General features: G+C 66.5%; 14 protein-coding genes and 2 tRNA genes. 5 read left to right on the top strand and 11 right to left on the bottom strand.

The window, feature by feature from the left end:
* Window positions 1-13 precede the first annotated feature (13 nt).
* Window positions 14-757, bottom strand: coding sequence for a DUF881 domain-containing protein (locus tag U8D42_RS21795; protein WP_322858250.1), 744 nt, complete (start codon window positions 755-757; stop codon window positions 14-16).
* A gap of 118 nt (window positions 758-875) precedes the next feature.
* Here U8D42_RS21795 and crgA point away from each other — a divergent pair, with 118 nt between their 5' ends.
* The gene (crgA, locus tag U8D42_RS21790) at window positions 876-1,157 is read left to right on the top strand and encodes a cell division protein CrgA (protein WP_055404552.1); all 282 of its coding nucleotides are present in this window, start codon (window positions 876-878) and stop codon (window positions 1,155-1,157) included.
* 155 nt (window positions 1,158-1,312) lie between these two features.
* Window positions 1,313-1,738, top strand: coding sequence for a PH domain-containing protein (locus U8D42_RS21785; RefSeq protein ID WP_085239505.1), 426 nt, complete (start codon window positions 1,313-1,315; stop codon window positions 1,736-1,738).
* Between the two features lie 16 nt (window positions 1,739-1,754).
* Here U8D42_RS21785 and U8D42_RS21780 read toward each other — a convergent pair whose 3' ends face one another.
* A complete protein-coding gene (locus U8D42_RS21780; RefSeq protein ID WP_090419490.1) occupies window positions 1,755-2,303 on the bottom strand; it encodes a peptidylprolyl isomerase in 549 nt (182 codons plus the stop codon).
* Window positions 2,304-2,431: 128 nt separating this feature from the next.
* Between U8D42_RS21780 and cwsA the strand changes: the two genes are divergently transcribed.
* Window positions 2,432-2,866: a cell wall synthesis protein CwsA gene (cwsA, locus tag U8D42_RS21775; protein WP_322858251.1), complete on the top strand. Its 435-nt coding sequence runs from the start codon at window positions 2,432-2,434 to the stop codon at window positions 2,864-2,866.
* A 4-nt stretch (window positions 2,867-2,870) separates the two neighbouring features.
* Here cwsA and U8D42_RS21770 read toward each other — a convergent pair.
* The 9 genes from U8D42_RS21770 to dnaA all read right to left on the bottom strand — a co-directional run bounded on the left by U8D42_RS21770 (window position 2,871) and on the right by dnaA (window position 14,025).
* Window positions 2,871-2,943: transfer RNA gene (locus U8D42_RS21770), tRNA-Ala, on the bottom strand.
* Window positions 2,944-3,094: 151 nt separating this feature from the next.
* Window positions 3,095-3,168, bottom strand: a tRNA-Ile gene (locus tag U8D42_RS21765).
* A gap of 59 nt (window positions 3,169-3,227) precedes the next feature.
* Entirely contained in the window at window positions 3,228-4,091 is an 864-nt protein-coding gene (locus tag U8D42_RS21760; protein ID WP_085239299.1) for a DUF3566 domain-containing protein, read from the bottom strand.
* Window positions 4,092-4,205: 114 nt separating this feature from the next.
* A complete protein-coding gene (gyrA, locus tag U8D42_RS21755) occupies window positions 4,206-6,722 on the bottom strand; it encodes a DNA gyrase subunit A (RefSeq protein WP_322858252.1) in 2,517 nt (838 codons plus the stop codon).
* Between the two features lie 35 nt (window positions 6,723-6,757).
* On the bottom strand, window positions 6,758-8,791 hold the full coding sequence (gyrB, locus tag U8D42_RS21750; protein WP_322858253.1) for a DNA topoisomerase (ATP-hydrolyzing) subunit B: 2,034 nt from the start codon (window positions 8,789-8,791) through the stop codon (window positions 6,758-6,760).
* A gap of 256 nt (window positions 8,792-9,047) precedes the next feature.
* Window positions 9,048-9,548 carry a DUF721 family protein gene (locus U8D42_RS21745; RefSeq protein WP_244275245.1) on the bottom strand — a complete coding sequence of 167 codons (501 nt, stop codon included), beginning with the start codon at window positions 9,546-9,548 and terminating at the stop codon, window positions 9,048-9,050.
* 53 nt (window positions 9,549-9,601) lie between these two features.
* Window positions 9,602-10,759 carry a DNA replication/repair protein RecF gene (recF, locus tag U8D42_RS21740; protein ID WP_322858254.1) on the bottom strand — a complete coding sequence of 386 codons (1,158 nt, stop codon included), beginning with the start codon at window positions 10,757-10,759 and terminating at the stop codon, window positions 9,602-9,604.
* On the bottom strand, window positions 10,760-11,959 hold the full coding sequence (gene dnaN / locus U8D42_RS21735; protein ID WP_085239304.1) for a DNA polymerase III subunit beta: 1,200 nt from the start codon (window positions 11,957-11,959) through the stop codon (window positions 10,760-10,762). It lies immediately after the preceding gene.
* Between the two features lie 536 nt (window positions 11,960-12,495).
* Window positions 12,496-14,025, bottom strand: a complete 1,530-nt coding sequence (gene dnaA, locus U8D42_RS21730; protein ID WP_322858781.1) for a chromosomal replication initiator protein DnaA — start codon at window positions 14,023-14,025, stop codon at window positions 12,496-12,498.
* 597 nt (window positions 14,026-14,622) lie between these two features.
* Between dnaA and rpmH the strand changes: the two genes are divergently transcribed.
* Together rpmH and rnpA are read left to right on the top strand one after the other, a co-directional pair.
* Window positions 14,623-14,766: a 50S ribosomal protein L34 gene (gene rpmH, locus U8D42_RS21725; protein WP_073880743.1), complete on the top strand. Its 144-nt coding sequence runs from the start codon at window positions 14,623-14,625 to the stop codon at window positions 14,764-14,766.
* Window positions 14,767-14,789: 23 nt separating this feature from the next.
* Window positions 14,790-15,152, top strand: coding sequence for a ribonuclease P protein component (gene rnpA / locus U8D42_RS21720; RefSeq protein WP_322858255.1), 363 nt, complete (start codon window positions 14,790-14,792; stop codon window positions 15,150-15,152).
* Window positions 15,153-15,191 lie beyond the last annotated feature (39 nt).

The following is a 15,191-nucleotide window of genomic DNA, read 5'->3' as shown; positions in this document are numbered from 1 at the left end:
CGTCCGCGGGAAGTCAGTAGCCGATGGTTCCCATGGGTTGCGCGAAATGCAGCCGGTCCGGCTCGGTGTGGCCGACAACGTGCACGTCGGACTTGACCTCTTCGCGGTAGCCGAGACCGAACCGGACCACGTACTGGCGGTACAGCACGACCAGGGGCGCGGCGGCCAGGGCTGCTTGCATGGCAGCCTCGTTGCCGATCGCGGTGATCGTGTAGGGCGGGCTGTAGGTGCGGCCGTTGAGCAGCAGCGTGTTGCCGACGCAGCGCGGCACCGAAGTGGCGATGATGCGCTGGTCCTGCATCTGGATCGCCTCGGCGCCGGCGCTCCACATCGCATTGAGGACGGCCTCGATGTCTTGCTGGTGCACCACCAGATCGTCGGGGGACGCATCTCGCGGGAACCGCCCATTGGCGTCCCGTGGTGCGTCCTCCAGGGTGACCACCAGGCCGGGCCCGTGCACCGGGTTCATCCCCGCCTCGGCGGCCAGCTCGGCCGAGCGTCGCAGCATGGCCGCCAGCGCGCGATCCGAGGACCGTCCGTGCGCGGCATCGATCTCGGCCGACAGCCCGTCGCGCTCGGCGTTGAGGTGGTTCACCGATGACTGGGCCCCCCGGACCAGGTCCACCAGCCGGGGGGCGTCACTGCGGCGGATCTCGGCGCCGCCGGACACCCCGTGGGTGGCGGCCAGCAGCAGCCCGGCCAGCAGGCACACCACCGGGACGCCGAAGCGCCACGGAGAGCGGCTTCCGTCGCTCATCGGGTCTCCAATTTCCTGGTCACCGCGCCAGGTGGGTTAGTCTCGTAGCCAAGCTGTGCGCGCAGCTGCGGTCTTCATCGTTGCATCCCGTCCCGCTCACCGTGTTGTTGAGGTAATCATGCCCAAGTCCAAGGTCCGCAAGAAGAACGACTTCACCGTCAGCTCGGTCAGTCGCACGCCGGTCAAGGTGAAGGTCGGGCCGTCGAGTGTGTGGTTTGTGGCCCTGTTCGTCGGGCTCATGCTGATCGGCCTGGTCTGGCTGATGGTGTTCCAGCTAGCGGCCGTCGGCAGCCAGGCGCCGACCGCCCTGAACTGGATGGCGCAACTGGGGCCGTGGAACTACGCGATCGCGTTCGCTTTCATGATCACCGGGTTGTTGCTGACGATGCGCTGGCACTGAAGACGGACCGCGCCGGAATGAATTCATTTTTGAGTTGCTTCGTTACTGCGTCAGCAACGTACCGAGCACCCAATCACACGCGTGTGATTTATCCCCACTGTTGATAGCGTCTGTGGATAACTCCATTGCCCGTGGTGGGAGGGGCTGAGGAGCGCGTGCAGCAAACCCAATGGGAGCCGTCGGCTGCGGGAATCGCTGGTTGCGGGGCCGCCGGCGTTCTAATGGCTATCGCCAGTGTGACCGTAGTCACAGATGTGCCGGGGCGGATTTTGGCGGGGATTGCCGCGGCGGGTCTGATCTTGTTTGCGGGCGCGACGTGGCGCGCGCGGCCGAAGCTGGCAATGACCCCCGACGGGTTGGTGCTCCGCGGATGGTTCCGGACGCAGGTATTACGCCGCTCCGACATCAAGATCATCCGGATCACCGAGTTCCGCCGCTACGGACGCAAAGTCCGACTCCTCGAGGTCGAAGACGCCGACGACGGGCTGGTGCTGTTCTCTCGATGGGACCTCGGGGCAGATCCGCTCGAGGTGCTCGATGCACTGACGGCGGCCGGCTACGCGGGCCCTCACCCGCGCTGACCGGACCGGCGTACGCCTACGAGATCGTGATCGACTCGATGACGACCGGCTCGGCGGGGCGGTCGTTGGCGTCGGTGGGCGTCGCAGAGATCGCGTCCACAACCTGCTGTGACTCCGGATCCGTCACTTCACCGAAGATCGTGTGGCGGCGGTTCAGGTGCGGCGTCTTACCCACCGTGATGAAGAACTGGGAGCCGTTGGTGCCCGGGCCCGCATTCGCCATCGCCAGCAGGTACGGCTTGTCGAATTGCAGTTCGGGGTGGAACTCGTCGGCGAACTTGTAGCCCGGTCCGCCGCGGCCCGTTCCGGTCGGGTCGCCGCCCTGGATCATGAAGCCCTGAATCACCCGGTGAAAGACCGCGCCATCGTAGAACGGACCGGACGACCCGCCCGATGCGTTCTGGGTCGAGTACTCCTTGGTGCCCTGCGCCAGGCCGACGAAGTTGGCGACGGTCTTGGGCGCGTGGTTTCCGAAGAGGGCGACCTTGATGTCGCCGCGGTTGGTGTGGAGTGTGGCGGTAGCGGTCTGAAAGGGGCTATTGGTCACGGCATGAGAGTCTGCCATTACGCGCGGGCCTGCCCGCACCCGGTGTCGCTCAAGCCGAGCCGCCACCCGAATCGCGGCGCGCACACAACGGTTCCGCCGGTGTCCATATGCTGGCAGTCTGTTCAGCACGCACAGAAAGGCGGCACATGAGCGCGAAGGCGGAATCCCGGCTGACCCCGCGGGAGCGACTGGCCCGCGGGCTGACCTACTCGACCCTGGGACCGGTCGACGTGACCCGCGGAGTCGTCGGCCTGGGTGTCCAGTCGGCGCAGGCGACCGCTTCGCAGGTTCGTCGTAAATACCAAGAGGGTCGCCTGGCCAGGGAACTCGCGGCGGCGCAGGAAACCCTGGCCCAGGAGTTGGCCGCCGCCCAGGAGGTGGTGGCGGGGCTGCCTCAGGCGCTGCAGGACGCGCGGCGTGCACAGCGCAGGACGAGGCGGCCGTTGATCTTCGCGGGGGCCGCCATCGTGGTTCTCGCCGGTGGCGCGGTCGCCTTCAGCATTGTGCGGCGCCAGGTGCGGGAGAAGCCGCAGGAACCCCAGTCTCGGCCCCCCAGCGTCGACGTGCAGCCGCGCCCCTGATTTGTGGAGCCTAGGGGAATCGAACCCCTGACACCCGCCTTGCAAAGGCGGTGCTCTACCAACTGAGCTAAGGCCCCTCGACGTGATCGGGTGGCTGACCGGATGCGTCGTCCACCGCCACGTGCCAGACCTCGACCCCGCGTCGGTAGCGCGCCGCCGCCGCCATCACAGCGATCAGTGTGATTGGCAGGGCGAGTCTTACGCAACGTCGTGACGGGCACATGGTTGTGGGCCTAGGAGGACTCGAACCTCCGACCTCTTCGTTATCAGCGAAGCGCTCTAACCGCCTGAGCTATAGGCCCGTACACGCGTACGGCCGAGCGACGAGATTACCGCACTGGCCGCCCCACCCCCAAAAATGCTAGTCGCGGTCGGCCAACGTCACTTCGATCCCGCCGATCAAGTCGGTGGTCACGTTGTAGACGAGGGCGCCGATGGTGGCCATCGCGGTCAACAGCACGATGTTGACCAAACCGATCAGCACGGCGCCACCGAAGATGGTGCCGCTGGACACGAGCTCGCCGCTGCTGCCGCTGGTGTTGTTCAACAGATCGCCGACGTTGCTGTTCAGCTTCGACCACACGCCCATGCCCCCGAGCACGAGGTACAGGAACGCGACGGCGATCATCCAGACGAAGAACAGCGCGACCGAGAGCAACAACGACACCTTCAGCGTGCTCCAGGGATCGACCCGCCGGATCTGCATGCTCGCCCGCACCGGCCCGCGCGGTCGGCGGGAGACCTGGGTGCGGCTGTCGCGTCCCTCCCGGCCTTCCGGCGTCGAGGAACGGCCGGGGCTCGACGGCTCGGCGGGACGGTCGGCGGGCGTCTTCCGCTGCGGACCCCGCGGCATCGGCCCGGACAGGTCCGGCAACTCACTGGCGTAGGCCTCCGCGGGCGGCCCGTCACCGCGCCCCGGCGGAGCGTCGGTGTCGTGCGGCGGGTTCTTGCCCTGCGGGGGAGCACCGCTGCCCGGGGCCGCGGTGCCGGAGACGAACCGGTTGAGCCGGGCCTCGACACCGGTCGGAGGCTCGGGCTGGCGCTGGGGTGCTTGCGGCGGCCTGGCCCCGCCACGCTGCTGCCGCGGCGGTGAGTCCCCGGCATCCGGTGCGCGGCCGGCCTGTGCGGGCGGTGTCGCGCGGTGTATGCCGGCGCGCTCGGCCGAACCATCCCCATTGAGGCCGTCGCCCTTTTTGGGGGCGCCCGGCTCGTTCGGTGAGCTCACCCCGACTCCTTACATCTCCTGCCACGCCCTCACGGGCGATGGCAGTCGCATTTTGTCTGGTCGGGCCGAGTCTAATTGCCCGACTCTTCCGCGGGCCGCCCGGATTGTCACCGATCAGTCGTCGGACTCCGCGGCGCCTCCCGCTTCCTCGACGACCTCGTCCGCGTTTTCCTCGGCGTTGCGCGCGATGGCCAGCAGCGTGTTGTCCTCGCCCAGGTTCATCAGGCGCACGCCCTTGGTCTGCCGTCCCGCCTTGCGCACCTGGCGCGCGGCGGTGCGAATCACGCCGCCTCCGGAGGTGATGGCGTAGAGCTCGCTGTCGTCGTCGACGATCAGCGCGCCCACCAGCCTGCCGCGCCGACGGTCGTACATCACGGTCAGCACGCCCTTGCCGCCGCGGCCCTGCACCGGATACTCCTCGATCGCGGTGCGCTTGGCGTACCCGCCCGACGTCGCCACCAACAGGTAGGTGCCCTCGCGAACCACGTTGAGCGACAACAGGTAATCGTCGGTGTTGAACCGCATGCCCTGCACGCCCGAGGTGGCCCGTCCCATCGGCCGCAGCGCCTCATCGGTCGCCGAGAACCGGATGGATTGCCCGTTGGCCGACACCAGCAGCAGGTCGTCGTCCGACGAGCACAGCACCGCGCCGACCAGTTCGTCGTTGTCCCGCAGGTTGATCGCCACGATCCCGCCCGAGCGGTTGGAGTCGAAGTCGGTCAGCTTGGTCTTCTTCACCAGCCCGTTGCGGGTCGCCAGCACCAGATACGGGGCGTCCTCGTAGCCGCGGATCTGGATGACCTGCGCGATGCGCTCCTCGGGCTGGAAGGCCAGCAGGTTGGCGACGTGCTGACCACGCGCCGTCCGGGACGCCTCGGGTAGTTCGTACGCCTTGGCGCGATACACCCGGCCCTGCGTGGTGAAGAACAGGATCCAGTCGTGGGTGGAGCTGACGAAGAAGTGCTTGACGATGTCGTCCTGCTTGAGGCCGGCGCCCTGCACACCCTTGCCGCCGCGTTTCTGGCTGCGGTACAGATCGGTCTTGGTCCGCTTGGCGTAGCCGGTCTCGGTGATGGTGACGACGACGTCCTCGCGGGCGATCAGATCTTCGTCGCTGACCTCGCCGTCGGCCGCCACGATCCGGGTGCGACGGTCGTCGCCGTGCTTCTCGACGATCTCGGCGAGCTCGTCGCGCACGATGCCGCGCTGACGCTCCGGCTTGGCCAAAATGTCTTCCAGGTCGGCGATTTCGGCCTCGATCTTGGCCAGGTCGTCGATGATGCGCTGGCGCTCCAGGGCCGCAAGGCGACGCAACTGCATGTCCAGAATCGCCTGGGCCTGGATCTCGTCGATGTCGAGCAGCTCGATCAGCCCGGCCCGGGCGATGTCGACGGTTTCCGAGGCTCGGATCAACGCGATGACCTCATCGAGGGCGTCGAGCGCCTTGACCAGACCGCGCAGAATGTGGGCGCGTTCATTCGCCTTGCGCAGCCGGTAGGTGGTGCGCCGGACGATGACGTCGAGTTGGTGCGCGACGTAGTGGCGGATCATCTGGTCGAGCCGCAACGTGCGCGGCACGCCGTCGACGATGGCCAACATGTTGGCGCCGAAGCTGGTCTGCAGCTGGGTGTGCTTGTAGAGGTTGTTGAGCACCACCTTGGCCACCGCGTCGCGTTTGATTTCGACGACGATGCGCACGCCGACACGGTCGCTGCCCTGGTCCTCGACGTTGGAGATGCCGGCGAGCCGGCCGTCGCGCACCTGCTCGGCGATCGACGTGATGAAGTTGTCGTGGTTGACCTGGTACGGCAACTCGGTGATCACCAAAGACGTTCTGCCCCTGGCCTCTTCGACCTCCACGACGCCGCGCATCCGGATCGACCCGCGGCCGGTCTTGTAGGCGTCGGCGATGCCGGTGGTTCCGACGATGAGTCCGGCGGTGGGGAAGTCGGGGCCCTTCACGCGTTCGCAGACCGCCGCCAGGGTGGCCTCCTCGTCGGCCTCGTGGTTCTCCAGGCACCAGAACACGGCCTCGGCCAGCTCGCGCAGGTTGTGCGGCGGGATGTTGGTCGCCATGCCGACCGCGATGCCACCGGAACCGTTGGCCAGCAGGTTCGGGAACCGGCTGGGCAACACCGTCGGTTCCTGCACCCGGCCGTCGTAGTTCGGGATGAAATCGACTGTCTCCTCGTCGATTTCACGCAGCATCTCCATGGCCAGCGGGGTCAGCCGGGCTTCGGTGTAGCGCATGGCGGCTGGCGGGTCGTTGCCCGGCGAGCCGAAGTTGCCCTGGCCGTCGACCAGGGGGTACCGCAACGACCACGGCTGGGCCATGCGCACCAAGGTGTCGTAGATCGACGCGTCACCGTGGGGGTGGTAGTTGCCCATGGTCTCGGCGACCGATCGCGCCGACTTGGCGTGGCTGCGATCCGGGCGAAATCCCGAGTCGTACATCGCATACAGCACGCGGCGGTGCACCGGCTTGAGGCCGTCGCGGACCTCGGGCAGCGCGCGCCCGACGATCACGCTCATCGCATAGTCGATGTAGCTGCGCTGCATCTCCTGCTGAATGTCAACCGGTTCGATGCGGTCGCCGGCCTCGTCGCCCGGTGGCAGCGTGGTGTCAGTCATCTAGTCCCCTTTGTGGGTTGGCGTGCCTGACAGCGTCAGACATCCAGGAAGCGAACGTCCTTGGCGTTGCGGGTGATAAAGCTACGGCGCGCGTCGACGTCTTCGCCCATCAAGATGGAGAACAACTCGTCGGCCGCCGCGGCGTCGTCGAGCGTGACTTGGCGCAGCACCCGCACCGACGGGTCCATCGTGGTCTCCCACAACTCTTTGGCGTCCATCTCACCGAGACCCTTGTAACGCTGGATGCCGTCCTCTTTGTTGATCTTCTTGCCGGCCTTCAGCCCCGCCTCCAGCAGGCCGTCCCGCTCACGGTCGGAGTAGGCGAACTCGGGATCGGTGCGCTGCCACTTCAACTTGTACAGCGGCGGCTGCGCCAGGAACACGTGCCCGTTCTCGATCAGTGGCCGCATGAACCGGAACAACAGGGTCAGCAGCAGCGTCGAGATGTGCTGGCCGTCCACATCGGCGTCGGCCATCAGCACGATCTTGTGGTAGCGCAGCTTGGTGATGTCGAACTCGTCGTGAATCCCGGTGCCCAGCGCGGTGATGATCGCCTGGACTTCGGTGTTCTTCAGCACCCGGTCGATGCGGGCCTTCTCGACGTTGATGATCTTGCCGCGCAACGGCAGAATCGCCTGGAACATCGAGTCGCGACCGCTCTTCGCCGAGCCGCCGGCCGAATCGCCCTCCACCACATACAGTTCCGACTTGCGCGGATCGGTCGAGCGGCAGTCGGCCAGCTTGCCGGGCAGCCCGCCCAGGTCGGTGGCGCTCTTGCGGCGTACCAGTTCCCGCGCCTTACGGGCCGCGATCCGCGCCTGCGCCGACGACACCGCTTTGTTCACAACGGTTTTCGCCTCGGACGGGTTGGCCTCGAACCAGTGCGTGAGTTGCTCATTGCAGACCCTCTGCACGAACGACTTGACCTCGGTGTTGCCCAGCTTGGTCTTGGTCTGGCCCTCGAACTGCGGCTCGGCGACCTTGACCGAGATGACGGCCGCCAAGCCTTCCCGGATGTCGTCACCGGTGAGGTTGGGGTCCTTGTCCTTCAGCAGCTTCTTGTCTTTGGCGTACTTGTTCACCACCGAGGTCAGCGCGCTGCGGAAACCCTCTTCGTGGGTTCCGCCCTCGTGCGTGTTGATGGTGTTGGCGAAGGTGTGCACCGACTCCGAGTAGCCGCCGTTCCACTGCATGGCGATCTCGACCTCGTGGCCGGGTCCCTTCCCGTCGAAGTCGATGACGCTCTGCTGGATCGGGCTCTTGGTCCGGTTGATGTGCTTCACGAAGTCCACCAGACCACCCGGGTAGTGGAACGTGCGGTGCTTGACCTTGTGCGGCGCAGTCGATTCGGCCGCCTTCTCCTCGGCGGACTTGGGCGCCTCGGCCGTGTCGCTGACCACCTCGTCGACGACCTCGTCCTGCTCCACCCGTTCGTCGGTGAGGTTGATGGTGAGGCCCTTGTTCAGGAACGCCATCTCCTGCAGACGGCGCGCCACGGTCTCGAAGTCGTACTGGGTGGTCTCGAAGATCTCGGAGTCGGCCCAGAACCGGATGGTGGTCCCGGTCTTCTTGGTGGCCTCGCCCTGCTTGAGGGTGCCGGGAACGGCCCGGTCGTAGTACTGGAACCACTCATGCCCGTCGCGTTTGATGGTGACTTCCAGCCGAGTGGACAGCGCGTTGACCACCGATACGCCGACCCCGTGCAGGCCGCCGCTGACGGTGTAGCCGCTGTTCTCGCCGCCGAACTTGCCGCCAGCGTGCAGCTGGGTCATCACCACGTCGACGGTGGGGGCGCCGGTGGCGTGCATCGCCACCGGGATGCCGCGCCCGTCGTCGGCGACCTCCACACTGCCGTCGTCGAGGAGTCGAACGTCGACCCGGGTGGCGTAGCCGGCCATCGCCTCGTCCACCGAGTTGTCGACCACCTCCCAGATGAGGTGGTGCAGACCGCGCTCACCGGTGGACCCGATGTACATACCGGGGCGTTTGCGGACCGCTTCCAGCCCTTCCAGCACGGTGATCGCTGAAGCGCCGTATTCGTCTTGCGCCTTCTTCTTCTGGGCAGCCACGGTCGGAATGCTCTCCTTGGGGTTTCATGCGGGCGGTACCTCGTCACCGCATCAGTCGCATTGCGCCAGTCTACCGTGATGGGCCGTCCGTACCGATTCTCTGGGCGCGTTTCTACCCAGCTAACCGCGCCGTGCGGACGATTTCTGTATTCCCGCCGCGTCCCGACGTGCGTCCACACCGTTCGTTTCGTCCTAGCGGCTTTGAGCGCCCTGTTGAGAGAGGCGGCTCTGGGGATGGTCCCGGCCGGTCGGCGGCCTAGCCGTAGGTGTCGCGCGGACCCCTCCCGGGAATGTGCCGGGGCCCCTTGCGCCACGACGGAGCGGTCGGACCGGTGATTTTCAGCGACGTCACCACCCCGTTGCCGACCGCCGCGGCGATCTTGGCCAGCAGTTGTGCCTGGATCATCCGCAGCTGGGTGGCCCACGCCGTCGATTCGGCCGCCACACTGAGCACACCGTCGCTCAACGCCGTCGGTGTCGCGTGATCGGCGATCTGCGCACCCACCACCGAGGTCCAGTTGCCCAGCACCGTGCCTTCGGCGACCTGCGCCGACCACCCACGCTTCTTCGCCAGGTCCCGCGCCAGCCTGCCCAGCGGCTGGGGGTCGCGCACATCGGGCCCGGGGCCCGACCAGCTGCGCCGCTGACCCGCCACCCGGCGCGCCGGCGGTGGCATCGAACGCCCACGGCCCGCGTCCTTTCCCTGTGCTCGCGCCGCGGCGCGCGCCTCCTCCAGGGTGCGCCGAACCAGGTCCATCCCCCGCGCCAGACCCGGGTCCACTACATCGCCGCCTTCTTGCTCGTCGCCCGTCACGGCCGCACCACCGAAACCCGGCCGAGGTCGTCGTCGCGCAGTTCGATGTCCACCTGCCTGGCAGACCAGCCCGCCGGGATGTCATCCGCCACCGCCGCGGTCACCAAAACCTGTTCCGCCGATTCCGCCACCGTCGCCAGCGCCTGGCGGCGGGCCGCGTCGAGTTCGGCGAACACGTCATCGAGCAACAACACCGGTTCGCTCCCGTCGGCGCGTAACAGCTCGTACGACGCCAGCCGCAACGCCACCGCGAACGACCACGATTCCCCATGGCTGGCAAAGCCTTTCGCGGGTTGCTCACCCAACCACAGCTCGAGATCGTCACGATGCGGGCCCACCAGACACATTCCGCGTTCCAACTCGGCGTCGCGGCGTTCGGCCAGCCCGGCCAGCATCGCAGCCTCGAGAAAGTCGCGGCGGTCGCCGCCCGCATCCGCGTCCACGGCTGCGCCGAGGCTGGTGCGATAGGCGATCGACGCCGGCCGCGACGCCGGTGCCAGCAGCTGATAGGCCTTCTCCACCTCCGGCGCCAACTGGTTGACCAGGTCGATGCGGGCGGCCATCAATTCGGCGCCGTATTCGGCCAATCGGCTGTCCCACACATCGAGGGTGTCCAGGGCGCTGCGATCACCGCGGTGCCGTATCCCCGAGGCGGACTTCAACAACGCCGTGCGCTGCCGCAGAACTTTTTCGTAATCAGCGCGCACCCCCGCCACCGCGGGGCGCCGCACCGTCGCCAGGTCATCGAGATAACGGCGACGTTCCGCGGGGTCACCGCGCACCAACGCCAAGTCTTCCGGCGCGAAAAGCACCGCCCGCAAAACACCGATCACCTCACGCGTGCTGCGCACCGGTGACCGGTTCAACCGCGCCTTGTTCGCTCGCCCGGCGGCGATCTCCAGATCGATCGCGCATTCCCTGCCCTCGTTGACCACGATGGTCGATACCACCGCGCGCTCGGCGCCCACCCGGATCAGTGGCGTGTCAGTGCCCACCCGATGCGAGCCCAAGGTCGTCGAAAACCACAGCGCCTCAATCAGATTGGTTTTGCCGAACCCATTGGAACCGACGAACACCGTCCGGCCCGGCTCCAATTCGAGGTCGGCGTGCGCCCAGGACCGGAAATCGCGCAGTCCCAAATGCCGGACGTACACCTATCCGGGCAACCGAACTGGCATCAACAGGTAGACGTAATCCGTCGGCAGGGCCGCGAAGGGGCCGTTTCCGCTGGGAGGACTGTCGTCGCCCGAAGCGGGCCGCAGCAGCGCCGGCTTGCCCGGCGTGGTGAAACCGAACGACACCCGCTCCGAATGCACCGCCGCCAGCCCGTCGGTGAGGTAAGTCGGGTTGAACGCGATCGTCAACGGCTCCCCGACGAAATCGACGGCAAGGTCTTCCTCAGCCCGGCCGACATCGTCGGCCCCCGCGGACAGGCGCAGCGAGCCTTCGGAGAATTCCATCCGCACCTGGGCGCCACGGTCCGCCACCAACGCCACCAGCTTGATCGCCTCGGTCAGCTCGGCGACGTTGATGGTGGCCACCGCCGTGTGTTCGGCGGGCAACAGCTGACGAAACTTCGGGAACTCCGCATCGAGAAGCCGTGTCGTGCTCCGTTTGCCATTGCCGCTGATCCCGAGCAGCCCGTCCTTGCCGACCCCGCTGCCGGCGCCCAACGACAACCGGACTTCGGAGCCGTCGGCGCCCGCCCTGGCGGCCTCGGCCAACGTTTTCGCGGGCACCAATACCGCCGCTTCGATGTCGGGCGACGACGCCGACCAGGTCAGCTCACGCACCGCCAGCCGGAACCGGTCGGTGGCCGCCAAAACGACCGTGTTGCCGGAGATCTCCACCCGAATCCCGGTCAGCATGGGCAACGTGTCGTCCCGGCCGGCCGCCACGGCCACCTGACCGATCGCCTCGGCGAACAGATCGGCGGGCAGCGTCCCGGTCTCCTCGGGCAGCGACGGCAGCGTCGGGTAATCCTCGACCGCCATGGTCGGCAGTGAGAATCTGGCGCTTCCGCAGTTCAAGGCGACGCGGTTCCCGTCGACGTAGAAGTCGACGGGCTTGTTCGGCAACGCCCGGGTGATGTCGGACAACAACCGACCCGACACCAAAACGCTTCCGGGAGAAGCTACTTCGGCCGCAACCTGCGCTTCGGCGGAAACCTCGTAGTCGAATCCGGAGATCGTCAGACCCTCGTCGGTGCCGGATAACAGCACTCCCGACAGCACGGGTACCGCCGGCCGGGTCGGCAGATTCTTCGCCACCCACGACACCGCATCGGCGAAGGACTCCCGCACCAAACGAAACTTCAAGTCGCTGAGGCCAGCTCTTGTCGTCGCCGCGTCCATAGCGTCCCTTCACCTACCGAGCGTTTCAAAGTCCAGTGGCTAGCCTCTCCCCGCTAGCACGGGGCTCCGCCGCGAACGCCACTGACACGTGATACCAACAGCGACCGCAACGGCAGTCGAAGAACAACCGTAGATCGTCGGCGGCCAACTTGAAAGCTAATCGCGAAGCCCGACAAGGCGGGGTACCGGCGGATCAGAGACGGGCGCCGAACCCAACGTCCCCAGAGCTGTATTTCAAAGAAGAAACGACGAAGAGATCTCAGTACTAGTAATAAGCGCTGTGCATTCTGGGGACAGCGGTGGTTCGACCCAGCTAGAGCCGAGATCGGGCTGTGGATGACAGGGTCGACAACTGTGTGCTGGGTGTTGGGTCGCTGGGGAGGAAGAGTGGCTGTGCACGCAGCGGCGGTTACTACACGGCTGTTTGATTGCGTTGTGCACAGTGCTGCACACAAGCTCTGAGTGTGGCGTGTGTGACAGGCGGGTGAGAAGTTTTTTGAAATTACGACCGCGCCGCGGCCCATAGAAGCGCGGTGTCAGCGCTTGGAGCGCTGGCGGATGCGAGTGGTGAGCTCTTTGACGTGATCGAAGACTTCACGCCGCTCGGCCATCTCGGACAAAATCTTGCGCTGGGCGTACATGACGGTGGTGTGGTCACGCCCGAACGCCTGCCCGATCTTGGGCAACGACAGGTCGGTGAGCTCGCGACACAGGTACATGGCGATCTGGCGCGACTGGGCCAGCGCCCGCGTCTTGCCGGGCCCGCGCAGTTCTTCCACCGTGGTATCGAAGTACTCGGCCGTGGCGGCCATGATCGTCGCCGCGCTGATTTGCATCGTGCTCGCGTCGGCGATGAGGTCGCGCAGCACGATCTCGGCAAGGGCCTTGTCGATGGGGGTTTTGTTCAACGAGGCGAACGCGGTGACCCGGATGAGCGCGCCCTCGAGTTCGCGGATGTTGCGTTCGATGCTGCTGGCGATGAGTTCCAGTACGTCATCGGGGACCGCGAGCCGTTCCATTTGTGCCTTCTTGCGCAAGATGGCAATCCGGGTCTCGAGCTCGGGCGGCTGGACGTCGGTGATCAATCCCCATTCGAACCGGGTGCGCAGGCGGTCTTCGAGCGTGGCGAGCTGCTTGGGGGGCCGGTCAGAGGAGATGACGATCTGCTTGTTGGCGTTGTGCAGCGTGTTGAAGGTATGGAAGAACTCCTCCTGAATACCTTCCTTGCCCTCGATGAACTGAATGTCATCGACGAGCAACACGTCGACGTCGCGGTAGCTGCGCTTGAAGGCGACCTTGCGGTCGTCGCGTAGCGAGTTGATGAAGTCGTTGGTGAATTCCTCGGTGGACACGTACTTGACGCGCATGCCGGGAAACAGTCGTTGCGCGTAATTGCCCGCGGCGTGCAGCAGGTGGGTCTTGCCCAGACCGGATTCTCCCCAGATGAACAGTGGGTTGTAGGCGCGCGCCGGCGCTTCGGCGATGGCGAGGGCCGCGGCGTGCGCGAAGCGGTTGGACGCCCCGATGACGAACGTGTCGAAGGTGTAGCGGCGGTTGAGGCTGGTGCCGCCCGCGACGGCCGGGTCCGCGGGGAGCGGCCGCTCGGTGAAGTAGTTCGGCCAGCTCTGCGTACCGCCGGCGGGTTCACCGCCCTCGTCGGCGTCGTCCGTTTCGCCGGTGTCCTCGTCGGTGAACGGTGCGTCGGTTTGCAGGAACGGGTCGGCGTGGGGTGGCACCACGTCGCCGGCGTCGTCGTCGGGTGGCGCGATACGCACCCCGAGCTGGATCTGTTGTCCGAGCCGGCGGCTGAGTGCGTCGGTGATGGGGGCGCGCAGATGACGTTCGATCTCGTTTTGGACGAAGCTGCTGGGCACCGACAAGAGTGCGAAACCCTCAACGATGGTCAGCGGCTGGACGAGGTTCAGCCAAGCTCGCTGCTGGGGGGTCAGGGGGGCGATGAGGGTGGTGCGGTTGCCGGCTGCTGCGTCCGGGGTGGATTCTCCGTTGAGCTCGGACACGACCGCGTTCCACACGGTGGTGAAACTTGAACCGGGGTCATCGGTCAACGACGCATCCCCCTGGTTCTCGAGCATCCCGGGTCGAAGTACAACCACGCTTGGCGACAAAGCAACTGTCCACATAGTTATACACAGGTGTGGACAGGATGAGCGTATGCGAACCACAACCTACCGGCGACGGCTCGCGATCTCCGTGCTGGAAGAAAACCATGAAGGCTGTCTAGGCAGCTAGTCGATCCACCATCCTCGCTTCGTTGTCGAGGCGTCGTTGCAGTCTAAAACGACACTGGCAGAAGCTAACAGTTTTCCGTGCGGCTGCCAACCGTTCTGCTGCATTCCAATCTGGCTGTCTAGGCTCCAACGGGCCTACTGTCACTCGCCGCCGCCGCGGTGCCGGGTCCGGAACGTGCGGTAGCGACGGTGTTCTGCCCCGGATGGAGCGGGTGCGTTGGGGCAGGCCAGGTTTGACCAGGCGAAGCGCGGTCAGTACCCTCAAACAGTCGCCCGAAAGTCGGCGATGCGGCTGCGACCCAGGTCTGCCTGGGGACCGCGCCGGCCAGCAGCAAGATTACCTCCGACCGACCCGCAGACGAGCGAACGTCTGGCCGGCCGGATGGAAATGCGAGACACAACGAGGAGAACGTCGTGGCCAAGGGCAAGCGGACCTTCCAGCCGAACAACCGGCGCCGAGCCCGCGTGCACGGCTTCCGGTTGCGCATGCGCACCCGCGCCGGACGCTCGATTGTGTCGAGCCGGCGCCGTAAGGGTCGCCGCGCGCTATCTGCCTGATCGCAACGTCGGGTCTTTCGGCGGTGCTTTCGGCACGCAACCGCATGAAGCGGTCCACCGAGTTTGACGCGACGGTGAAGCACGGAATCCGCGCGGCGCAGCCGGACGTGGTCGTACACCTCCGACGTGCCGGCGAGGACGATGGCGCAACCGCTCCGCACGTCGGACTGATCGTCGCGAAGTCCGTGGGTTCGGCCGTGGAACGCCACCGGGTGTCCCGTCGGCTGCGGCACGTGGCACGAACCGTTTTGGGTGAGCTCCACGATTCCGACCAGCTGGTGATCCGGGCGTTGCCCGGGAGCCGGACCGCATCATCGGCGCGGCTGGAGCAGGAACTGCGCCGCGGTTTGCGACGCGCGCTCGAGTTGGCGGGACGGGAGCGGTGAGCGCGCGGGTCGTCCAGACGGTGGGCGCGATCACCGTGC

Origin of the sequence: Mycobacterium europaeum (assembly GCF_034555895.2) — a bacterium.
GTDB classification, from domain to species: Bacteria; Actinomycetota; Actinomycetes; order Mycobacteriales; family Mycobacteriaceae; genus Mycobacterium; species Mycobacterium europaeum.
This window is presented reverse-complemented; position numbering and strand designations above follow the sequence as displayed.